24 protein-coding genes are annotated in these 21,216 nt (G+C 67.5%); 7 read left to right on the top strand and 17 right to left on the bottom strand.

All coding sequences use genetic code 11. From position 1 onward, the window contains the following. Window positions 1-41 precede the first annotated feature (41 nt). From ACX12F_RS04980 to ACX12F_RS04970, 3 genes are all read right to left on the bottom strand, one after another. Window positions 42-863 (bottom strand): acyl-ACP desaturase, encoded by an 822-nt coding sequence (locus tag ACX12F_RS04980; protein ID WP_459368537.1) that lies wholly within the window; start codon window positions 861-863, stop codon window positions 42-44. A gap of 137 nt (window positions 864-1,000) precedes the next feature. Beyond that, the gene (locus ACX12F_RS04975) at window positions 1,001-2,485 is read right to left on the bottom strand and encodes a glycine hydroxymethyltransferase (protein ID WP_459368536.1); all 1,485 of its coding nucleotides are present in this window, start codon (window positions 2,483-2,485) and stop codon (window positions 1,001-1,003) included. 51 nt (window positions 2,486-2,536) lie between these two features. After that, window positions 2,537-3,772, bottom strand: coding sequence for a DUF885 domain-containing protein (locus tag ACX12F_RS04970; protein ID WP_459368535.1), 1,236 nt, complete (start codon window positions 3,770-3,772; stop codon window positions 2,537-2,539). A 63-nt stretch (window positions 3,773-3,835) separates the two neighbouring features. Between ACX12F_RS04970 and coaA the strand changes: the two genes are divergently transcribed. Then, a complete protein-coding gene (coaA, locus tag ACX12F_RS04965; RefSeq protein WP_459368534.1) occupies window positions 3,836-4,774 on the top strand; it encodes a type I pantothenate kinase in 939 nt (312 codons plus the stop codon). 63 nt (window positions 4,775-4,837) lie between these two features. Here coaA and ACX12F_RS04960 read toward each other — a convergent pair whose 3' ends face one another. Then, the gene (locus ACX12F_RS04960; protein ID WP_459368533.1) at window positions 4,838-5,239 is read right to left on the bottom strand and encodes a hypothetical protein; all 402 of its coding nucleotides are present in this window, start codon (window positions 5,237-5,239) and stop codon (window positions 4,838-4,840) included. Between the two features lie 143 nt (window positions 5,240-5,382). Then, complete coding sequence (locus ACX12F_RS04955) at window positions 5,383-5,802, bottom strand: hypothetical protein (protein WP_459368532.1); 420 nt, start codon at window positions 5,800-5,802, stop codon at window positions 5,383-5,385. A gap of 180 nt (window positions 5,803-5,982) precedes the next feature. Here ACX12F_RS04955 and ACX12F_RS04950 point away from each other — a divergent pair. Next, window positions 5,983-6,880 (top strand): IS5 family transposase gene (locus tag ACX12F_RS04950; protein ID WP_459366735.1). Its coding sequence is split into 2 segments (ribosomal slippage): window positions 5,983-6,329 and window positions 6,328-6,880, totalling 900 coding nucleotides; the frame shifts between segments, so codons are not numbered across the junction. Here ACX12F_RS04950 and ACX12F_RS04945 read toward each other — a convergent pair. Together ACX12F_RS04945 and ACX12F_RS04940 are read right to left on the bottom strand one after the other, a co-directional pair. Beyond that, window positions 6,877-8,241: a hypothetical protein gene (locus tag ACX12F_RS04945; RefSeq protein ID WP_459368531.1), complete on the bottom strand. Its 1,365-nt coding sequence runs from the start codon at window positions 8,239-8,241 to the stop codon at window positions 6,877-6,879. The genes ACX12F_RS04950 and ACX12F_RS04945 overlap by 4 nt on opposite strands. Before the next feature lie 21 nt (window positions 8,242-8,262). Beyond that, window positions 8,263-9,060: a (2Z,6E)-farnesyl diphosphate synthase gene (locus tag ACX12F_RS04940; RefSeq protein ID WP_459368530.1), complete on the bottom strand. Its 798-nt coding sequence runs from the start codon at window positions 9,058-9,060 to the stop codon at window positions 8,263-8,265. A 104-nt stretch (window positions 9,061-9,164) separates the two neighbouring features. On the opposite strand from ACX12F_RS04940, the gene trhA reads away from it, so the two are divergent. After that, on the top strand, window positions 9,165-9,914 hold the full coding sequence (trhA, locus tag ACX12F_RS04935; protein ID WP_459370241.1) for a PAQR family membrane homeostasis protein TrhA: 750 nt from the start codon (window positions 9,165-9,167) through the stop codon (window positions 9,912-9,914). Between the two features lie 49 nt (window positions 9,915-9,963). Here the strand turns inward: trhA and ACX12F_RS04930 are convergent, their stop codons facing one another. Genes ACX12F_RS04930 through mca form a run of 4 tightly spaced genes read right to left on the bottom strand, consistent with a single transcriptional unit; the run spans window position 9,964 to window position 13,554 of the window. Then, entirely contained in the window at window positions 9,964-10,326 is a 363-nt protein-coding gene (locus ACX12F_RS04930) for a nuclear transport factor 2 family protein (protein WP_459368529.1), read from the bottom strand. Between the two features lie 10 nt (window positions 10,327-10,336). Beyond that, window positions 10,337-12,325, bottom strand: a complete 1,989-nt coding sequence (locus ACX12F_RS04925; RefSeq protein WP_459368528.1) for a thioredoxin domain-containing protein — start codon at window positions 12,323-12,325, stop codon at window positions 10,337-10,339. Window positions 12,326-12,376: 51 nt separating this feature from the next. Next, window positions 12,377-12,691 (bottom strand): hypothetical protein, encoded by a 315-nt coding sequence (locus ACX12F_RS04920; RefSeq protein WP_459368527.1) that lies wholly within the window; start codon window positions 12,689-12,691, stop codon window positions 12,377-12,379. After that, entirely contained in the window at window positions 12,688-13,554 is an 867-nt protein-coding gene (mca, locus tag ACX12F_RS04915) for a mycothiol conjugate amidase Mca (RefSeq protein ID WP_459368526.1), read from the bottom strand. Before mca ends, ACX12F_RS04920 begins: the two co-directional genes overlap by 4 nt. A 119-nt stretch (window positions 13,555-13,673) precedes the next feature. On the opposite strand from mca, the gene ACX12F_RS04910 reads away from it, so the two are divergent. The 3 genes from ACX12F_RS04910 (at window position 13,674) to ACX12F_RS04900 (ending at window position 15,573) form a co-directional block, all read left to right on the top strand. After that, window positions 13,674-14,096 carry a DUF4307 domain-containing protein gene (locus tag ACX12F_RS04910; RefSeq protein ID WP_459368525.1) on the top strand — a complete coding sequence of 141 codons (423 nt, stop codon included), beginning with the start codon at window positions 13,674-13,676 and terminating at the stop codon, window positions 14,094-14,096. A 270-nt stretch (window positions 14,097-14,366) separates the two neighbouring features. Then, entirely contained in the window at window positions 14,367-14,861 is a 495-nt protein-coding gene (greA, locus tag ACX12F_RS04905) for a transcription elongation factor GreA (protein WP_459368524.1), read from the top strand. A gap of 46 nt (window positions 14,862-14,907) precedes the next feature. Next, the gene (locus tag ACX12F_RS04900) at window positions 14,908-15,573 is read left to right on the top strand and encodes a GOLPH3/VPS74 family protein (protein ID WP_459368523.1); all 666 of its coding nucleotides are present in this window, start codon (window positions 14,908-14,910) and stop codon (window positions 15,571-15,573) included. An 8-nt stretch (window positions 15,574-15,581) separates the two neighbouring features. On the opposite strand, the gene ACX12F_RS04895 is transcribed toward ACX12F_RS04900, so the two are convergent. Genes ACX12F_RS04895 through ACX12F_RS04885 form a run of 3 tightly spaced genes read right to left on the bottom strand, consistent with a single transcriptional unit; the run spans window position 15,582 to window position 17,804 of the window. Then, complete coding sequence (locus ACX12F_RS04895) at window positions 15,582-16,754, bottom strand: cystathionine gamma-synthase (protein ID WP_459368522.1); 1,173 nt, start codon at window positions 16,752-16,754, stop codon at window positions 15,582-15,584. Between the two features lie 10 nt (window positions 16,755-16,764). Continuing rightward, window positions 16,765-17,223, bottom strand: a complete 459-nt coding sequence (locus ACX12F_RS04890) for a TM2 domain-containing protein (protein ID WP_459368521.1) — start codon at window positions 17,221-17,223, stop codon at window positions 16,765-16,767. An 8-nt stretch (window positions 17,224-17,231) separates the two neighbouring features. Continuing rightward, entirely contained in the window at window positions 17,232-17,804 is a 573-nt protein-coding gene (locus ACX12F_RS04885; protein ID WP_459368520.1) for a DUF4190 domain-containing protein, read from the bottom strand. An 89-nt stretch (window positions 17,805-17,893) separates the two neighbouring features. On the opposite strand from ACX12F_RS04885, the gene ACX12F_RS04880 reads away from it, so the two are divergent. Next, entirely contained in the window at window positions 17,894-19,060 is a 1,167-nt protein-coding gene (locus tag ACX12F_RS04880) for an acyl-CoA dehydrogenase family protein (RefSeq protein ID WP_459368519.1), read from the top strand. Here ACX12F_RS04880 and ACX12F_RS04875 read toward each other — a convergent pair. The 3 genes from ACX12F_RS04875 to ACX12F_RS04865 form a co-directional block, all read right to left on the bottom strand. Beyond that, window positions 19,044-19,538 (bottom strand): RDD family protein, encoded by a 495-nt coding sequence (locus tag ACX12F_RS04875; RefSeq protein WP_459368518.1) that lies wholly within the window; start codon window positions 19,536-19,538, stop codon window positions 19,044-19,046. The two genes, ACX12F_RS04880 and ACX12F_RS04875, sit on opposite strands and share 17 nt — an antisense overlap. Further along, window positions 19,538-20,008 (bottom strand): Rv1078 family RDD domain-containing protein, encoded by a 471-nt coding sequence (locus ACX12F_RS04870; protein WP_459368517.1) that lies wholly within the window; start codon window positions 20,006-20,008, stop codon window positions 19,538-19,540. The genes ACX12F_RS04875 and ACX12F_RS04870 overlap by 1 nt, the downstream gene beginning before the upstream one ends. A gap of 81 nt (window positions 20,009-20,089) precedes the next feature. Beyond that, entirely contained in the window at window positions 20,090-21,190 is a 1,101-nt protein-coding gene (locus ACX12F_RS04865) for a DUF2189 domain-containing protein (RefSeq protein WP_459368516.1), read from the bottom strand. Between the last annotated feature and the right edge of the window lie 26 nt (window positions 21,191-21,216).

Here is a 21,216-nt window from a genome sequence, read left to right as displayed (position 1 = left end):
CCGCCCCACGCTGACGGCGCGCCGTGACTGTTTTGTGACGTCTAGATGAACTGGGCGAGCGACGGTTCGTCGCTGAGGCCCCACGCCTTGATGCGGTCGGAGATGACGGTGCGCAGCGCGGCGGCGTCGAAGATGCCGGCGTCAGCAACGACCTGGACCTTGTCCTGGTAGGCGTCGATGTCCGCACCGATGACCTCGATGGCCGCGGCCCGGGCGGCGATGGCGGCGATGGTCTCGTCGCGGTGCGTCTCCAGCAGGTGCCCGACAAGGTTGGCGAAGAATTCCTCGTGCCGCTCCTCGTCACGTGCGATGCGGCCGACCATGGCGGCGAGCACGGGCTCTTCGATCTGCGCTTGCAGGTTGCGGGTGAAGACGGCGTGCGCACGCTCGAAGAACGCCATGAAGACCAGCGTCTCGATCTGGCTGAGCTTGTCGGCCCGGTAGCCCTTCATGACGTGCTCGACACGCACGTCCTCGTTGGCGGTCGGGTCGATCTGGCGGGTGACCACCAGGTAGTTGCGCAGCGCGATGGCGTGCAGGTGCTCCTCGGCGGTCCAGCGACCCAGCCAGCGGCCCCACTTGTCCTCGAGGATGAAGTGTTCGACCAGCTCACGGTGGTAGCCCGCGAGGTTGTCCTTGGTGATGAGCAGGATTTCCAGCGCATCGGTGACAGGCTTGGGAAGGGTGACGCTCGAGGCATCCCAGTCCGTGCCGCCGAGGAAGGCGAAGTTCTCGCCCTGCTCGAACGGCACGTAGTCGTGGGCGTACCAGGCTTCCTCAGTCGCGAGGTGCCGGGACAGCTCGGTGTCCACCACGGGCTCGAGCTCGAGGGTCAGTGCGTTGGCAACCGGTTTCTCAGCCATAAAAGTAACTGTAACCCGAATTCACATGTTTTTGAAATCAGGCCCGCCGAAACGTAACCAATACGCGACGAGCGTGGGGCCTGTGACCGAAATCTCGCGATTTCGCGGTCACAGGCCCCACGCTCGGCGCCGAAAATTCAGAGCGTCAGACCCGGGTACAGCGGGTTGGCGTCGAGCATCTCGGCCGATGCCGCGCGCACGCGGTCGGCGGTGCCGTCGGCCAGCGTGTACTTGGCCTTGGACGGCCCGTTCGGGCCGGCGTCGGCCGAAGCGTTCTTGAGCACGTCGACGACGAGCTCGGCGACCTTGTCGAACTCGTCCGCGCCGAAGCCGCGCGTGGTCAGCGCCGGGGTGCCGAAGCGGATACCGCTGGTGTACCAGGCGCCGTTCGGGTCGTGCGGGATGGAGTTGCGGTTGGTCACGACGCCGGCGTCCAGCAGCGCCGACTCGGCCTGCCGGCCGGTCAGGCCGAACGACTGCACGTCCAGCAGCACCAGGTGGTTGTCGGTGCCGCCGGTGACCAGCGTCGCGCCGCGCTTGAGGAAGCCTTCGGCCAGCGCCTTGGCGTTGTCGGCGACGTTCTGTGCGTAGGTCCGGAACTCGGGCCGGCGGGCCTCGGCGAGCGCAACAGCCTTGGCGGCCATGACGTGCGACAGCGGGCCGCCGAGCACCATCGGGCAGCCCTTGTCGACGGCCGGGGCGTATTCCTCGGTGGCCAGCACCAGGCCGCCGCGCGGGCCGCGCAGCGACTTGTGCGTCGTCGTGGTGGTGATGTGGGCGTGCGGCACCGGGTCCTCGTCGCCGGTGAAGACCTTGCCGGCGACCAGGCCGGCGAAGTGCGCCATGTCGACCATCAGAGTGGCGCCGACCTCGTCGGCGATCTCGCGCATCTTGGCGAAGTTCACGCGGCGGGGGTAGGCCGAGTAGCCGGCGACCAGCACCAGCGGCTTGAACTCGCGGGCGGCAGCGGCGACGGCGTCGTAGTCGATGAGGCCGGTCTGCGCATCGGTGCCGTAGCTGCGCTGGTGGAACATCTTGCCGGAGATGTTGGGGCGGAAGCCGTGCGTGAGGTGGCCGCCGGTGTCCAGCGACATGCCCAGCAGGCGCTGGTTGCCCAGCTTGTGGCGCAGCTTCTCCCAGTCCTCTTCGGACAGGTCGTTGACGTGCTTGGCGCCGAGCTCGGCGAGGCCGGGAGCCTCGATGCGGGTGGCCAGGATGGCCCAGAACGCCACCAGGTTGGCGTCGATGCCCGAGTGCGGCTGCGCGTAGGCGTACGGCGCGCCGAACAGCTCGCGCGCGTGCTCGGCGGCCAGGGCCTCGACGGTGTCGACGTTCTGACACGCGGCGTAGAACCGGTGCCCGACTGTGCCCTCGGCGTACTTGTCGGAGAACCAGGTGCCCATGGTCAGCAGCACCGCCGGCGACGCGTAGTTCTCGCTGGCGATCAGCTTCAGCGAACTGCGTTGGTCGGCAAGCTCTTTCCGGGTCGCGTCAGCAACGCGGGGCTCAACCTGCTCGATGACCCGCAGCGCCGCCTGGTAGGCCTCGCTGGCGGTGGCGGCGTAGCCGGCACTCAGGCCGGAAGCGCCAGAAGCGCCTGACACAGTCGAATCCAAGGTCATGCGTTCAGCCTAATAGGCGGGGGTTTGTGACCCCAAGACGACCCGACCAGGTCAGGCGGCGCGCAGGCTCGACGGGATCAGCGGCTCGTCGAGCAGGCGGCCGAACCGCGCGGTGAGGGTGACGTCGTGCGGCCGGGCGTCCAGCCAGCCGCGCAGCAACCGGTAACCCTCGACATAGGTCGACGTGTACGCCCGCCACAGCGGCGACGACAGGAACCTCATGGATTGCCGGGCCCGTTCCGGGCCGGTCAGCAGCCAGCGCTGCAGGAAGGCGACGACGTCGTCGGGGTCGCGATGTTCGTCGTGCAGCATCAGCGCGGCATCCTGGCGGACATCTGCCAGCGCGGCAGTGGCCGACGAAATCGCTTCTGCGCGTTCACCGTCGAAACGCAGGCCCAGATCGTTGTAGATCTCGGACGCCCAACTGCCCCAGTCCGGACCTATCGCGGCGTAGAGAGCCAGGTCGGCGAGCCCCTCCGCCATCAGGCATTGCGGGGTGTTGACCAGGAAGATCGTCTGCTCGGCCTGATGCTGACCGGCCACCAACCCGAACTCTTTGCGGCAGTGTTCGGTGTGGTGACCCGGGTACGACTCGTGCGCCACCAGCCGCGGCAGGTTCGACATCTGCTGTTTGAGGTCCGCGTTGACCGCGACCGTCGACCGGTAATTGCCCTCGTAGTAGTTGAATCCGGACCACGGCTTGTCGGTGACGATCTCGTAGTTGATGGTCTCGGTGTCCGGCAGCGGGAAGTCGGCACGGACCCGGTCCCGCAGCGCGGACGAGAACGCGTAGATGCACTCCTCGAGGCGCTCGGCCGGAATCTCTTCGGCTGACCGGTGGGCCTGCATGCGCTCGACCAGCGGGCCGCTGCCGCCCAGCGCTTCGTCGAGCGCCCGGTGTGCCTCGCGGTACCGGTCCTCGTCACCTTTGGCGATCGAGACGTCGAAGTAGTCGCGGACCTCGTCGACGAAGCCGACGTCCGCCCCCGCGAACTTGCGACCCGCGCAGTCCAGGGCCCGCAGATGAGCCTTGAGATAGTCCGCGCGCTGTGAGTTCAGCCCGGAGCCGTCGACCTCGTCGTGCAAGCGGCGTGCCTGCCGGGCCAGGGCCGCGGGGTCCGGCGCGGGCTCGTCGGCGACCGCGCGCCGCAGCGCGGGGTCCCCGGTGAACGAGTCGACGTATCCCTCCTCGATGCGGTCGAACCGCAGACCGAGCAGCAGGTAGTCGCGGATCAACCCTTCGGCGGCGGTGTCGGGAACCGGCATCGCGATATGCCCAGTGCTCATACCCGCCCACGTTAGCCGGTACCCCCGCGTTCACCGCCCGGCAATTACTGCAAGACTGAGCACATGCCGCGGCCGAGCGAGCCGAGTCCGTACGTCGAGTTCGACAGGCGCCAATGGCGCGCACTGCGTATGGCGACTCCCCTGAAACTGACTGCTCACGAGCTACTGGGCCTGCGCGGTATGGGCGAGCAACTCGACCTGCTGGAAGTCGAAGAGGTCTACCTGCCGCTCGCCCGGTTGATCCACCTGCAGGTCGCCGCCCGGCAGCGCCTCTTCGCGGCCACCTCCGAGTTCCTCGGCGAACCGCAGCAGAGCCCGGACCGCCCGGTGCCGTTCATCATCGGCGTGGCCGGCAGCGTCGCCGTCGGCAAGTCGACAACCGCCCGTGTGCTGCAGGCGCTGCTCGCCCGGTTCGGCCACCACCCGCGCGTCGACCTGGTCACCACCGACGGTTTCCTGTATCCCAACGCCGAGCTGATGCGGCGAAAGATCATGCACCGCAAGGGCTTTCCCGAGAGCTACGACCGCCGGGCGCTGATGCGGTTCGTCACCGCGGTCAAATCGGGCGCCGACCAGGCGTCCGCCCCGGTGTACTCGCACCTGATCTACGACATCGTGCCGGGCGAGAAGATCGTCGTCCGGCACCCGGACATCCTCATCATCGAGGGTCTCAACGTCCTGCAGACCGGGCCGGCCCTGATGATCTCGGACCTCTTCGACTTCTCGGTGTACGTCGACGCCCGCATCGAGGACATCGAGCAGTGGTACGTGTCGCGGTTCCTGGCGATGCGCGCCGGTGCGTTCTCGAACCCGCAGTCGCACTTCCACCACTACTCGACCCTGACCGACGAGCAGGCGATCTTCGCCGCCCGCGACATCTGGCAGTCCATCAACCTGCCCAACCTGATCCACAACATCCTGCCGACCCGGCCGCGCGCGACCCTGGTGCTGCGCAAAGACGCCGACCACTCCATCAACCGCCTGCGCCTCCGCAAGCTCTAGGCAGCGATTTGTGCACGATTTTCCGCGACCGTCGCGGAAAATCGTGCACAAATCCCCAGAGAATCAGGCGCGGCGGACGCCGGCGTACTGCAACTCCGCCATCGCCAGTGTGTAGACCGCGCTGACGATCATCATCGCCACGCCCGTCGTCGTCAGCGGCCAGACGTCGTCGACGACCGCGAGTATCGCAGCGATGGTGAAGCCGACGTTGCCGATCGCGATGACGATGCCGGGGCGTCGCACGGCGGCCATGGTCGACAGCCCATAGACGCCGACGCCATAGCCGACGAGGACCGCGGCCAGCACATCGACGGCCGACTGCGGAATGCCGGACGCCGACGCCACGGCGCCGCCCGCAGCCGCCATGATGACGCCACCGGCGCCGCTGATGAGGGCGTCGGCGCGCAGGGCCAGGCGCAGCAGACGGTCGGACCGGACGCGAACGGGTGAGGTGATGGTGGTCATGAGGTTTCCTTTCGGGGTTGGTGATTTGTGCACGGTTCGGTCCGCTGAGCGCACCGAATCGTGCACAAATCGCTGGAGAGGGCCGGCGCGGGGACGTCAACTGCAACCTCTGTCAGCGACGCCCCCGCCCGGCGGGAAAGGAGTCACGCCAGACGGCGCACTCCGAGGTACTGCAGCCAGGCGCAGCCCAGCCCGACGGCCATGACCGACAGGACCAGGACGTTGCCCGCGGCGGTCAGCGGAAGCACTCCGGACGCCAGCACGCCGAGCACCGCGACGGTGGCGACGAGATTGCCGATCAGCACGCCGGTCCCGACGCGCCGAATCCTGGGCACTGCGGCCATGACATAAAGGGCGACCCCCCACGCAACCAGCACCGCGCCGATGATCCATTCGGATGTCGCCGACAGCCCCGATAAGCGGGACAGCGGATCCGCGGTGAATGCCATCAGCAGGCCGGTCAGCGCGCACAGCGTGCCGTCGACCCGGAGGGCGAAACGGAGCAGGGAATCGGAACTGTCGGACAGTGGTCGGGTGTGGAGTCCGGGGTTGATTGCGGTCATGGCGGTCGCTCCTTGCGGTGCCGGTTGGGGGACACCCATGACACTGCTCGGACCGAGCTGCCCGGTCTGTACAAAACACTGCCGATTACTGCCAGGGACTGCCAAACGCAGGTCAGCGCCCCGACGCGGGCTAGGGCGTGTCTGACAAAAGTTTCAGGTGTGGTGCCTGAGACTTGAGGAATGTCGCGGTTCCAATTGCTCTCCGATGCCCAGTGGTCGTTGATCGAGGATCTGCTTCCGGTTCGAACGGGTAAGCGGGGCAGACCTTTCCAGGATGCTCGGTCGATGGTTGAGGGCATCATCTACCGGTACCGGTGTGGCATTGCCTGGCGTGACGTGCCGCAGGTGTTCGGTCCGTGGCAGTCGATCTGGACGTGGCACCGGCGGATGAGCGCCGACGGTACCTGGGATGCGGTGTTGGCCCGGTTGCTGGCGGCCGCTGATGAGGCCGGGATGATCGATTGGGCGGTGGCGGTCGATTCCACGATCGCTCGCGCGCATCAGCACGCCACGAACCTCACCCGTGACACAGGGGGCTGGGTCGAATTACACGAATCTGGCGATCGAGCCGCCTGACCACGGTATTGGCCGCTCCCGCGGTGGGTTAACCAGCAAGATTCACCATCTGGTCGACGGTCGCGGGCGGCCGTTGGTGGTGCTCGTGGGCGCCGGTCAATCCCACGATGGCCCGGTGTTCGAGCATTTGCTCGCCCATCTGCGAGTCGACCGCCCCGGCGGCGGACGGCCCCGCACCCGCCCCGATCGCGTCCGCGCAGACAAGGCCTATTCGAGTCGAGCCACCCGGACCTTGCTGCGGCGACGCCGGATCGGCGCGGTGATCCCGGAACCTTCCGATCAGGTCGCCAACCGGAAACGACGGGGCTGCCGTGGCGGCCGGCCCCCGGCCTTCGACGCCCAAGATTACAAGGGCCGCAACGTCGTTGAACGCAACTTCAATGACGTCAAGCAATGGCGCGGACTGGCCACCCGCTACGACAAGCTCGCCATCGTCTACCGCGCCGCAGCAGTCCTGAGAGCGGTCACCCTGTGGCTACCCCATTTGTCAGACACGCCCTAGCCCAACGTGGACACCGGGGTCCCGCGCAAGTCGGCGGCGATCACCCGGGCGGCAGCGTTCTGCCAGTTGTGCAGCGACCGCTGCGGCACCTCGGTGACGAACCACTGCCACGCCTGGCGCGCCACGGGGTCCAGCCCCGCCGCGGTGGCGTTCTGCGCATAGGCGCGCACCCCGACGACGTACGGGAAGTACAGCGAGTTGTAGTGCCGCCACTGCTCGGTGGTGCCGAAGTCGCCGCCATCACGCGGCTTGAGCGCCGCGATGCGATCAGCCAGCAAATCCTTGAGTTCGTTGGCGCGCTCCAACGGCTGGTCCGGCGCGCCGCGGCGGGCCAATCTGTCGTCGATCACCGGCAGCGTCGTCAGCGGGGAGGCGACGAGCTTGGAGAGGTCGGCGTAGTGGCCCAGCGCGCGACGGGTCAGCCGGACGAAAGTCTCGTCATCGACGTGGTCCAGCGGGTTGGTGGCGCGCAGCGGCAGCGCCGCCTCGGTGCGACGCAGTGCGGCGCGGTCTGCCCGCAGATCCGGCTCTCCGGAGAACGCCAGCCGGTCCAGCAGTCCGGACAACGGATCAGCGAGCACGTTGATGGCGATGGCCACCGCGAGACTCGTGAACAGCAGCACCATCAGCGCCAGAGGCTTGTCGGTGACCGCGAGCCCGATCAGCACCTGACCGCCGAACAGCACCGACACCGCCATGCTGCCGACCAACGAGCGGCGCATGCCGGCACGCAGGGCCTGTCCTTCGTCGAAGGCGTCCCACCATGCGACCGCGATACCGAGCAGCAGCACGTCGAAGGCCGCGGACGCCAGCACCAACCAACTGGGCAGCAGCCCCAGCGGGATCAGCAGGATCGCGTTGCCGAGCCCGAAGAACAACGTCGCCGCCACCACGGGCGCGACGATCTTGCGCGACGACGCACCGCGGCGCAGCCGTCGCACCGCCAGCACGAGGGCCCCGAACGCCGATAGCGCGATGGCCGCGACCATCACCCAATGCCCCGGCCGCAGCGGCGGATGCACACCGCCGGAGAGCCCGGCCCCGACCAACGCGACGGCTGCCACCGCAGCCACGACAAGGGCGCCCCATCGGCTGCGCGCGGTATCGACCGGCCGGGCCAGTTCGAGCAGCACGGTGAGCCAGGCGATGCCGGGCAGCACCGCCAGATACGCCTCGACGTGACTGAGCGGACCGGTCGGTGAGTGGCCGGCCAGCCGGATCGCGTCGACGGCGACCACAACGGCGAAGCTGCACAACCCGACCGCGGACCACGCCAGGATCGGCTTACGGGGATCGCGCGCCAGCAGGTACAGCCCAAGCCACCAGCTCAGGGCGAAGACCACTGCCGACAGCGCAGCCATGTCTTCAGTTTGGCACGAACGCTATTTTCCGTAGCGGCGGTTGCGCAGCGTGTAGTCGCGCAGTGCGCGCAGGAAGTCCACGCGCCGGAACGCGGGCCAGTGTGCGTCGGTGAACCACATCTCCGAATAAGCGCTCTGCCACAACAGGAATCCGCTGAGCCGCTGCTCCCCCGAAGTGCGGATGACGAGGTCGGGGTCGGGCTGGCCGGAGGTGTAGAGGTTCTCCGAGATGGCGTCGACGGTCACCGCCTCGATGAGCTCCTCTGCCGTCGCGCCGTTGGCCAGGGCCTTGCTCAGCAGGGTGCGGACAGCGTCGGCGATCTCCTGCCGGCCGCCGTAGCCGACGGCGACGTTGACGTGGAAGGAGCCGGCGCCGGTGTGCTCGGTCGTCGACTCGACGGCGTCCCGCAGTCGTTTGGCCGGTTCCTCACCCAGCAGTTCCAAGTCGCCGACGGTGCGAACGGTCCAGTGTTTGTCGGGCGCGCAGATCTCTTCGACGACGTCGGTGATGATCTCGATCAGCGGCTCCAGCTCCTGCGGGTCGCGCTGCAGGTTCTCGGTCGAGAGCAGGTAGATCGTCGCCATCTCGATGCCGGCCTGCTGGCACCAGCGCAGCACCTCGGCGATCTTGGCGGCGCCCATGCGGTAGCCGTAGCTGACGTCGTCGTGACCTGCCTCACGTGCCCAGCGCCGGTTTCCGTCGCACAGCAGCGCAATATGGCGTGGCAGTTGCGCTTTCGAGTGCGCTAGCTCCTGACGCAGCCGCAGCTCATAGAGCCGGTACGCCGGTTCCTTGAGGCGCGGAGGAATGATGTCCACGAGAAACCAGACTACTGTGGACTTCTGGGTATCCCATGGGTGTTAGTGGAGGAACGTTGACCGCTCCGAGCAATACAGGTCCGGCTGCCGCCGACCCGGGGAAGATATCGTCGAACACGGCCTCGAACACCACCAAGCCCTACCGTGCGGCCGCGGTACTTCGGCACTCGGAAACGCTGCCCGATGTGATGGTCGAAAGCGTCGTCGAAATCCTGGGCAGGCCCCGGGCCCGCGGCTGGATCCACGTGTACTCGGCCGTGGTCGCGTTCGTTGCCGGCGCCGCACTGGTTTCGGTGTCGTGGGCCCTGCAGGGCACTCGCGCCGGCTTGGCGACGTTGCTGTACACCTTCACCATCGTGGCGATGTTCGCCGTCAGCGGCACGTATCACCGGGTGACGTGGAAGTCACCGAACGCGCGCATGTGGATGAAGCGCCTCGACCACTCCATGATCTTTATCTTCATCGCCGGCAGCTACACGCCGTTCGCGCTGCTGGCGGTGCACGCCGACGGCTGGCTGCTGTTCTGGATCGTGTGGGGCGGCGCCCTGGCCGGGGTGGCGTTGAAGATGCTGTGGCCGACGGCGCCGCGCTGGCTCGGAGTGCCGCTTTACATCCTGTTGGGCTGGGTCGCGGCCTGGTTCATCGGCCCGATCCTGGAGGGCGCCGGCGTCACCGCGGTCGTGCTGCTGATCGTCGGCGGCGCGCTGTACTCGATCGGCGGCGTGCTCTACGCGCTCAAGTGGCCCAACCCGTGGCCGCGGACGTTCGGGCACCACGAGTTCTTCCACGCCTGCACCGCGGTGGCGGCCATCTGCCACTACATCGCGATGTGGTTCGCGGTCTTCTCCGGGTGATTTGTGCGCGATTCAGTCCGGTGAGCGGCCCGAATCGTGCACAAATCGCTTAGAACTGGGTGACGTTCGCGGGGCCCCAGTACGCCTTCATCGATGTGATCTTGGCCTCGGCGTCGAAGTTCATGGTGCTGATGATGTCGATGCGCATGGCGCTGTTGACGGTCAGGCTCCAGTAGAACGCGGCCTCATGGCCGCAGACCCGCAGCGTGTGCAGCTCGTGGGAGTTCTTGGTGCCCGCGATGTTCGAGTAGAAGCCGTGGATCGTCTGACGGCCGACGTGCACCTCACCGCCGACCGGGTCCTCGATGGCGGCGTCGACGGCGTACAGCTCCGCGATCCCGTCTGCATCGGCGACGTCGACGAGGTCCAGGTAGCGGTTGACGTTTTTGGTGATCTGCTCGGCGCTCGGCATGCGCCGCACGCTACACGGCCACGCCGAGCGCATCGGCGAGATCCCCCGGCGTCGTCACCGGGAGGTCACACAACTGTCCGCGGCAGACGTACGCGGCATCCTGACCGTTCACCGGGCCGCGTCCGTCCAGCAACGCCGACGACCCTTCCGGACCACCGACGACGATCGCTCCGCCCGGCGCGAACCTGCGTGCCGCACTGAGCAATTCCGATTCCGGGTCGGTGCAGACCACCGCGATCTGGATGGGTCCGCGCACTGCCGTTTCGGTGACCGCCAGCCAGTGGCCGCCGCCCCGCGGCGAGCGGGCGAGGATCGGGGTCGCCGACGCCAGCGTGGCAGCGGCGGCGGCGACATACCGCTCCGGCTCAGAAGCCAGGTGGGCAAAGGTCAGCAGCGCCTCGGCGACCAACGAGGCGCCCGACGGCGTCGCGCCGTCGACCGGGTCGGAGGGACGCACCAGCAAGGCCTCGGCGTCATCGGCAGTGTCGAACCAGCGGCCGCCCTGGTCCGGATCCGTGAAGTGCGTCAGCGCGGTGTCCAGGAGCGCTTGCGCGGCGTCGAGCCAGGACTGATCGCCGGTGACCTGATACAGCGTCAGCAGGCCCGTCGCCAGGGCCGCGTAGTCCTCCAGAATTCCGGCACTGTCCCCGACCGCACCACCCAGGCTGGCTCGCCGCAGCCGGCCGTCGACCAGATGCAGGTCCAGCAGCCCACGGGCACAACCCGTTGCCGCGTCGAGGAATTCGGGCTTCCCGAGCGCGACGGCGGCCTCCGCGAGAGCGGTGACGGCGAAGCCGTTCCAGGCGGTGACGACCTTGTCGTCTCGACCCGGCTGCGGCCGCAGCGCCCTGGCCGCCATCAGTTTCGCGCGGACCTGCTCGAAGCGTGCGGCATCGTCGGGATCGGCCGCCAGCTGCAGCACCGAACTGCCGGGCTCGAACGTGCCGGCAGTGGTGACCTCGAAAAGCGAAGCGGCCCAGTGTCCGTCGTCGTCCCCCAGCACGGAGACCAGCTCCGCGGGCGTCCACACGTAGGTCAGGCCCTCATGTCCGGCCGTGTCAGCGTCCAGCGACGAGACGAACATGCCGCCGGCACCGAGGTCGTCGATGATGAACCGCGCTGTCTCCTCGGCGACCTTGCGCGCCAAGGCGTTTCCGGTCAGTCGCGCCCAGTGCGCATATACCCGCAGCAGCAAAGCGTTGTCGTACAACATCTTTTCGAAATGCGGCACTACCCACGAGGCGTCCACACTGTACCGGGCGAAGCCGCCGGCCAGTTGGTCGTAGATGCCGCCGCGCGCCATGGCGCCGCACGTACGCTCCACCGCATCCAGACCGGACCCGGTGCGTTCGTAGTGCCGCAGCAGAGCTTCCAGCAATGCCGAGGGCGGGAACTTGGGTGCAGCCCCAGAGCCGGTGCCGAAGCCACCTCTGTCGGTGTCCTCGTCCCGCAGCACGGCGGCAACGGCGTGGTCGCACAGTTCGGGCGAAGGGACCGGTCCACCCGACGGCAGTCCGGACGACATCTTGCGCAGCTCGGAGGCGATCTGGTCGGACGCCTTCTCCACCTCGTCCCGCCGGTTCTGCCAGGTGTCGGTGACCGCCGAAAGCAGCTGCAGGAAGCTGTCTTTCGGGTAGTAGGTGCCGCAGAAGAAGGGCCGGCCGTCGGGCGTCAGGAAGCACGTCATGGGCCAGCCGCCCTGTCCGGTCATCGCGACGGTGGCACTCATGTAGATCGCGTCGAGGTCGGGACGTTCCTCCCGGTCGACCTTGATGCACACGAAACCGGCATTGGCCACAGCGGCAACGTCCGCGGACTCGAAGGACTCGTGCGCCATCACGTGACACCAGTGGCACGCCGCATAGCCGATCGACAACAGGATCGGCACGTCCCGTCGCGCGGCCTCGGCCAGCGCCTCCGGTGTCCACTGCTGCCAGTGCACCGGGTTGTCGGCGTGCTGGCGCAGGTACGGGCTGGTGGCCTGGGCGAGGGTGTTCACCGGGCGCCGATCAAGCGGCGAGGTACGAGCCGCGATGAAGAGCCCGATACATCAGAGGTTGCCATCCTTCGAGTCTGACCCAGCTTCTGGCTTGTCCGCATCCTCGCGCCCAGCATCGGCCGCCGGAGCCTCCGGCGACACGCCACCGACGGTGCCGTCGTCGACCGCCTGATCCGGTTCCGGATGCGCGGGGTCGAAGGATTCGGGCAGCTTGCGCAGGTGCCGGTTCATCGACCAGACCAGGGCCACGACGGCGATCAACAGGACCAGCGTGATCACGAGCCCGGCGGGGCTGGCCTTGCCGAAGTCGGGACCCGTCTGGCGTGGGCCCTCGGCCAGCAGGATGGTGAGCGGAACAGAAATCACAGTGATACTCCCGTGAACAGATCGGTCTCGGGCAACGTCACCGGAACCCTGGATCGGGCCAATTCGTACTCCTCGGTCGGCCATAGCCGCTGCTGCCATTCGATGGGCGCGCGGAAGAAATCGCCGTTCGGGTCGATCTGCGTGGCGTGGGCCAGCAGCGCCTGGTCCCGCTGCTCGAAGAAGTCGGCGCACTCGATGCGGGTGGTCACCCGGTTGGCGAACGGATCGTGGTCGGGGTCCCAGTGCTGCAGCCACTTCTCGAACGGCCCGACTTCCCCGTATTTGGCGAACTCGTCCTGCAGCAGCTGCATGCGCCGGCGCAGGAAGCCGTGGCCGTAGTACAGCTTCGAGATGCTCCAGGGATCGCCCTCGTCGGGGAACCGCACATGGTCGGCGGCCGCTTCGTAGGCGGCCATCGACACCTGGTGGCAGCGGATGTGGTCGGGGTGCGGGTAACCGCCGTTCTCGTCGTACGTGGTGATCACGTGCGGCCGGAACTCGCGGATCACCCGCACCAGCCGGCGGACGGGCTCTTCGATCGGCACCACCGCAAAGCAGTCGTCGGGCAGCGGCGGCAGCGGATCACCCTCGGGCAGCCCCGAGTCGACGAACCCCAACCAGTGGTGCTCGACGCCCAGAATCTCGGCGGCCTTGGCCATCTCGTCGCGACGGACCTCGTGGATCCGGCCGTGCACCTCGGGTAGGTCCATCGCCGGATTGAGGATGTCGCCGCGCTCGCCCCCGGTCAGGGTCACGACCATGACCCGGGCGCCGTTGGCCGCGTATTTGGCCGTGGTGGCCGCACCCTTGCTCGACTCGTCGTCGGGGTGCGCGTGCACCGCCATCAACCGCAGTTCGCTCACGTGTGCCTTACCTACTGTCTCTACTCGGTGGGACAACTCGATGCAGTCCAACCATGTCGCTGGGTTCTATAGTTCCAGTCCAAGTAATTCGAACCGACCGATGGGCACCCAAAGCAGCCATGATCGAGCGTCCGACCGCCCGCTACGGGCAGCAGCGCATGTCCCGGCTGACCCGTCGCCGCATCGCGATCGGCCTCACGCTCCTCATCGTCGTTGCTGGTGTAGCGCTTGCCTTCGTCGGTTTTCAGCGCCTGGGGACGTCCCCGGTCAAGGGCGAGTTGAGCAGCTACAAGCTGGTCGACAACGAAACGGTGGCGGTGACGATCTCGGTCACGCGCGAGGACCCGGCCCAGCCGGCGGTGTGCATCGTGCGGGCCAAAGCAGCCGACGGCAGCGAAACCGGGCGGCGCGAGATCCTGATCGCACCGGCAGCGGCCAAGACCGTCCAGGTGACGGCGGTGGTGAAGTCGACAAAACCGCCGGTCGTCGGCGACGTCTACGGCTGCGGCACGGACGTGCCGTCGTACCTCGTCGCGCCCTGAACGCCGGCCGGGCGGCCAACCGTCGGGCGAACTCCGAACTGCGAAATCATGACAGTTTGGAGACGCCCAAGTGGTACGCTTGCTCAGTACACGGTTCCGACTGGGGCCGTGTATTGCTGCATTAGCGGGCACCTGCTGGCACCTTCGGGGGGACCCAGAACCTAGCGACGCCCTCGCCATCGCAGCACCGCCGGCCCCAAGCAACGGGGCAACCCCGGACACGACGCCCGGGTATACACGCACGCTTACAACGACAGGAGAGCAGCAGACATGACCGATACCCAGGTCACCTGGCTCACCGAAGAGGCATTCGAGCGCCTGAAGGCTGAGCTCGATCAGCTGATCGCGAACCGCCCGGTCATCGCTGCCGAAATCAACGACCGCCGCGAAGAGGGCGACCTCCGCGAGAACGGCGGCTACCACGCAGCCCGCGAAGAGCAGGGGCAGCAGGAAGCCCGCATCCGTCAGCTGCAGGACCTCCTGAGCAACGCCAAGGTCGGTGAGGCACCGAAGAAGTCCGGTGTGGCACTGCCCGGCTCGGTCGTCACCGTCTACTACGACGAGGACCAGAACGACACCGAGACGTTCCTCATCGCCACCCGCCAGGAGGGCGTCACCGACGGCAAGCTCGAGGTGTACTCCCCCAACTCGCCGCTCGGCCACGCGCTGATCGATGCCAAGGTCGGCGAGGTGCGCAGCTACACGGTGCCCAGCGGCGCCACTGTCAAGGTCACCCTGGTCAAGGCCGAGCCCTATCACGCCTAGTCCTGCCACGGCCTGCCACGACCGGCTGGCCACCGGCTGACCATCCATGGCTCAGATCGCCGAAGACCTGTATCTGCTGCTCCTGGACAATTCGTCGGCACAGCCGGGTCTGGACCAACCACGTCGGCACCGGGTGTTGTCCGGTGCCGTCCTGCTGGACCTGGCGCTGGCGTGCCGTATTCGGCCCGCCGCGCCAGGTGACAGCGCACCCGACGGCCACCTGGTCGCCCTTTCCGGCGACGACGTCGTCGACCCCGTATCGGCGCCGGCACTGGAGTTGCTGCGGCAACGTCCGCGACGACCTGCCGCGGTGCTGTCCAAGCTCCGTAAAGACACCGAGAGCAGTCTCATCGACCAACTGGAGCGCGCCGGGCAACTGCGACGGCAGCCGTTGGGCGGCAACAGGTTCCGTCCGCAGTTTGCGTTGCCAATGACGGACCGGGCGCGAGTCGGCCGGGCTCGTTCGGAGATGCTGTCGGCGCTGTTCGATCGCAGACCACCCAGTCCGGCGACGGCAGCCATCATCACGCTGCTGCACACCGTCGACGGTCTGGGTTCCCTGATGAGCCTCAACGACCGCGGCTGGCGCTGGGTGCATGCGCGCGCCGGCGACATCGCCAGCGGGCATTGGGTCAACGAATACGAGACCGGCGTCGCCGAGGTGAACCTCGCCGTCACCGCCGCCGCGGTACGGGGCGCCCTCGTCTCCTGACGACCCGGCTAACCCAGCGCCTGCTCCAGGTCACCGACCAGGTCGGCCACATCCTCGATGCCGACCGACAGCCGGACCAGGTCGCTCGGCACCTCCAGCTGCGAGCCGGCGGTCGACGCATGCGTCATGGCACCCGGCAGCTCGATCAGCGACTCCACCCCGCCCAGCGACTCGGCGAGGATGAAAATCTCGGTGCGCGAGCACAATTCGCGGGCGGCCTGCTCACCGCCGCGCAGCCGCACCGACACCATGCCGCCGAATCCACTCATCTGCCTGGCGGCCACCTCGTAGCCCGGATGACTGGACAGTCCCGGGTACAGCACTGTCGCAACCGCCTTGTGGTCGTTGAGGAATTCGGCCACCCGCAGAGCATTTTCGCAGTGCCGCTGCATACGCAGCGGCAGCGTCTTGAGGCCGCGGTACGTCAGGTAGGCGTCGAACGGACCCGGCACCGCGCCGGCACCGTTCTGCAGGAACGCGAACTTCGCGTCGAGCTCTTCGTCGCCCGTCACCAGTGCGCCGCCGACGACGTCCGAGTGCCCGCCGATGTACTTGGTGGTGGAGTGCAGCACGATGTCCGCCCCAAGCGACAGCGGCTGCTGCAGCGCCGGCGAGGCAAAGGTGTTGTCCACCAAGACCTTCACCCCCGACGTCGCGCCGATCTGCACGATGCCCGCGATGTCGGCGATGGACAGCAGCGGGTTGGTCGGGGTCTCCACCCAGATCAGCCGGGTCTTCGATGTGATCGCCGCGCGCACCTCGTCGAGGTTCGACAGCTGCGCCGGCGTATGCGTGATGCCCCACTGGGTGAACACCTTGTCGATCAGCCGGAAGGTGCCGCCATAGGCGTCGTCGGGGATGACGATGTGGTCGCCCGGACGCAGCAGAGCACGCAGCGCGCAGTCGGTGGCGGCCATGCCGGAGCTGAACGCGCGCGCGTAGTTCCCACCCTCGACCGCGGCCAGCAGCGTCTCCAACGCGGACCGGGTCGGGTTACCGGTGCGGGCGTACTCGAAACCGCCACGCAGCCCGCCGACACCGTCCTGCGCGAACGTCGAACTGGCGTAGATGGGGGTGTTTACGGCGCCGGTCTGTGGGTCCGGCCGGAACCCGGCGTGGATTGCGCGGGTGGACGGCCCGTAGGCCCGGTAGTGGTCTGCCTGGCTGCGCTGCTCACTCACAGGCGCCAGCCTAGTCGCGCAGTTTGCGTCCTTGGGGGTCGGGAACGTTCCCCATCAGGATCATGATGCCGTCGATCAACGGCCAGATGGCGCCGATACCGCAGGTGACGAGTGAGACGACGAGCTGCAACACACCGATGTTCGTGTAGCCGAGATAAAATCGCCCGACGCCGAGGCCGCCCAACAAGATCTGCAGCAGGCCGGCCGTCACCTTCGACTTGTCCGACAACGGCAGCCCGGTCAACGGGTCCCGACCGAACGGCGCGGACGGATCGAACGCATACTGCGGCGCATAGCCATAGCCCGGTGGCGGGTAACCCGGCTGCTGCGCGTACCCCGGCGGCGGGTAGCCGGGCTGCTGCGGATACCCCGGCTGTTGCGGGTACCCCGGATATCCCGGTTGCCCGAACTGCGACTCACCCGGTTGCTGCGGTGCGGACCCGTCGCCGGGCTCGTATGGATTCGACATGGCGTCCCCTAGTAGGTAGTCGTTGTGGAGCCGGTGCTGCCCACGATGAGCGCGATCAGGCCGAAGTAGAACAGGGCGATCAGCGCGAAGATGGCCAAACCGATATAGCCGACGATCATGCCGGCGAGGGCCATGCCCTCGCCCTCCTCACCGCTCTGCTTGATCTGCGACTTGGCCAGATGCCCGAAAATGACGCCGAGAATCGAGGTGGCCGCACACGTCGCCAGGCCCAGCAGCGAACAGACCAACGACGCGATGGCCAGCCCGTTGGTCTTCGGCACCGGCGCGTAACCCATGGGCATCATGCCCGGCATCGGCGGCATGCCCGGATATCCCTGAGCTACAGGCGGATACGGCGCGGCCGGCGGCGGGTAGCCGGGGCCCGGGTAGCCGGGGCCTGGGTATTCGGGGCCCGGGTATCCGGGGCCGGGGTATCCGGTGACCGGCGGCGGGGTAAACGCCTCCGGCGCCGGCGTCGACGGGTAGGCCTCCGTGCCGTAGGCCGGGAGCGGCGGCATCCCGTAGGCCGGGGTCGAAGCCTCCGGCTCCCCCGCACCCTGGTTCTGGTCGTGCTCAGTCATCGTTCACCCCGTCTATCCGAGCCCTGAGCGACCAGCGTAGCCGGGGCCGGCACTCGCTTTCCGGCGAACTCCCGGTGTAGAACTGCACCATGACAGCCTCGATCGACAACTTGCTGGGCACTGACGACCTGCTGAGCGCCGAGGACATCGAATTGCGCACCATGGTCCGCCAGTTCGGCGAACAGCGGTTGCGTCCTTTCATCGCCGAGTGGTTCGAGAACGGTTCAGTACCCGTTCGGGAGATCGCAGCGGAAGTCGGCAAGCTGGGCCTGCTCGGCATGCACCTCACCGGGTACGGCTGCAGTGGTTCGACCGCAACGGCATACGGGCTGGTGTGCCAGGAACTCGAAGCGGTCGACAGCGGAATCCGCTCGCTGGTGTCGGTGCAGGGGTCGCTGGCGATGTTCGCGATCCATCACTGGGGCAGCGAGGAACAACGCGAGCAGTGGCTGCCCGGAATGGCGGCCGGCGATTTGATCGGCTGTTTCGGTCTCACCGAACCGGACTTCGGATCCAACCCTGGCGGCATGCGCACCACCGCCCGCCGCGACGGTGCTGACTGGATCCTCAACGGGTCGAAGATGTGGATCACCAACGCTTCCGTCGCCGACGTCGCGGTGGTGTGGGCCCGCGCCGAGGAAGGCGTGCTGGGATTCGCGGTGCCCACGGACACACCGGGTTTCAGCGCCCGGGAGATGACGCACAAGATGTCGCTGCGGGCCTCGGTCACCTCCGAATTCAGCCTCGACGACGTGCGCCTGCCGGAATCGGCCCGACTGCCCGGCGCCCGCGGCCTGTCCGGTCCGCTGAGCTGTCTGTCGGAGGCGCGCTTCGGCATCGTCTTCGGCGCGGTCGGCGCGGCACGTGATTGCCTGCAGGCGGCCCTGGACTACGTCGGCACCCGCACGGTGTTCGACAAGACGCTCGCGGAGTACCAACTGACGCAGGCCAAGATCGCGGACATGGCTGTCGAACTGGGCAAGGCACAGCTGCTCGCGCTGCAACTCGGCCGACTCAAAGACGCCGGGAAGATCCGGCCCGAACAGGTCAGCGTCGGCAAGCTGAACAACGTGCGCGAGGCCATCAAGATCGCTCGGCAATGTCGAACTCTGTTGGGCGCCAACGGCATCACCCTGGAGTACCCGGTGATCCGGCACGCCAACAACTTGGAGTCGGTCCTGACCTACGAGGGCACATCCGAGGTACACCAGCTGGTGATCGGGCAGGCCTTGACGGGAGTCAGTGCGTTCCGCTGACGGGGGTGCGCTTGCGTGGCGGTGTCACGCAGACCGTCTCCATGACCGAGTCGGCGAACGTCTGCCGCTTGGCATCCCACAGCGGCCGCAGGTACCCGACCATCGACAGGTCGGTCAGATGTACCGCCTGCCGTAGCAGAGACCGCGCGAAACCTATTGGTGCCCCGGAGGTTTCACCGACTACCCGCAAGTGCAGCGCGGTCTTGCCCAAGCTGGCGCCGGTGCGTCCCTGGCGGTAACCGAAGTTCCAGACCAGATACCCGACCATCAGCACCCAGGTCGCGACGAGGCTGACGTAGCCCAGCGTCGAGTAGCCGTCGCCGCATTGAGCGCCACCGTCGAATGCGGAGGTATCGGTGTCGCACAGCCGGTCTCGGGTGAACCAGACCAGCGCCGCACCGGTCGCGGCGAGTACGAGCAGCGGCAGCAGGTCGATGACGGTGGCAACAGCTCGTCGCCACCACGGCGCATACGTCATCAACGGGTCGGCACGCAGACGGTCGACATGATCTTGTCCGCCAGGGTCTGCCGCTTGGCATCCCACAGCGGGAACAGGTACCCGGCAAACACCGGGACTGCGTCGACGAGGTGGGCCAGCTGCCGTACCACCGACCGGCCGAAGCCGACGGGCTCGCTCGTCTTTTCGTCGATCACCTGGAAGTGGAACAGCCGCTTACCCAGGCTGGAGCCTGTAGTGCCTTGCAAATAGCCGTGATTCCACACCATGAACAACACCGCGATGACGATGCCGGCCAGCCAGATCAGCACGCCGGCGACAGAGTTCCCGGTGGCACAGAACGGGCCGATGCTGTAGTCCGCTTGATCGGCAAGGCATTTCGTCACGCGCTGGGATCGCTCGATCAGTCCGCCGACGATGATGACGAACAGCGGGGGAACCCGGTCGACGAGGCTTGCCGCCACGCGGGCCCACCAAGGTGTGTTGTTCACGTCGTCCTGTTCCATGTGGTGCCGTCATGCCTGTTCGGGGGCCGCGACCAACCGGCCACGTCCCCCGAACAGGCCACGGCGTTACGGCGTCAGCGGGGCGACCTGACCGCCGCTGAGGCGACGGTAGGTGTACACCAGCATCAGCGAGGCAACCGGACCGGATATCAGGACGCCGACGCCGCAGGCGAGCACGCCGGCCGCGGCGATCAAACCCGCCACCAGCCAAACCAGGATCACCTGTCCGACATTGGCTTTCACGATGTCGATGCTGGCCTTCACCGCGTCGATCGGTGACAGATTGCGATCGACCAGGGCCGGGTGCGCGAACATCGCGAACAAAGCGACGATCAGACCGGGGATGACGCACAACACGTAACCGATACCGACGAGCACGCCAACGATGAGCGTCAGCAGGATCATCGGGCCGATGTAGCGCGGCTTGAAGAACGAGCCGATGGTGGTCGGCTGTCCGTCTGCGATGCCCAGCAGGCCGACGTACTGAGCCGACGAGATGGCCGCCGCGACCACCAGCAGCACGAGGTAACCGAGCACCAATACGGCGATGCTGGCCGGCCCCAGCGAGGTGACGTTGTACGAGTAGCTGAAGCCGGCGTCGTCCGCCGAGTAGCTGGACATCGAAGTATCGGCCAACCCCAGGACGCCGAACTCCACGATTGTTGCGATCACACCGACGATGAGGCTGTAGACCAACATCGACACGATCAGCGGTGCCGGGTTCTTGGTGAACTTGTTCCAGGCCCACGACAGCGCATCGCCGATGCTGAAGGCGGCCGCACCGCCCGGTGCACCGTACGGGTACCCGGCGGGCGGGTACGCACCCGGAGGCGGAGGGGCGAAGCCACCCTGCGGCGGCGGGGGCGGCGGGTAGGCACCGCCCGGCGGGGGCGGCGGGTATCCGCCTTGCGCGGGAGGCGGGAAGCCACCCGGAGGCGGGGGCGGGTAGCCGCCCTGCGGCGGCGGCGGGTAGCCACCCTGCGGAGGCGGCGGGTAGCCACCGGCCGGAGGCGGCGGAAAGCCACCGGCCGGCGGTGCCTGCGGAATGTATTCCGTCGGAGCACCCCCCGGAGGCGGCGGGGGGAACCCACCCGGCGGTGGCTGCGGAATGTACTCCGTCGGCTGATTAGCGTCCGGCGGCGTGCCTTCCGTCGGTTGGTCCGTCATCTTTCGTCCCTCCGAGCGATGTGGAT

The organism is Mycolicibacterium sp. HS_4_1 (assembly GCF_054515875.1).
Note: the sequence above shows the minus strand (reverse complement) of the source record. Positions and strands in the feature narration are given on the sequence as shown.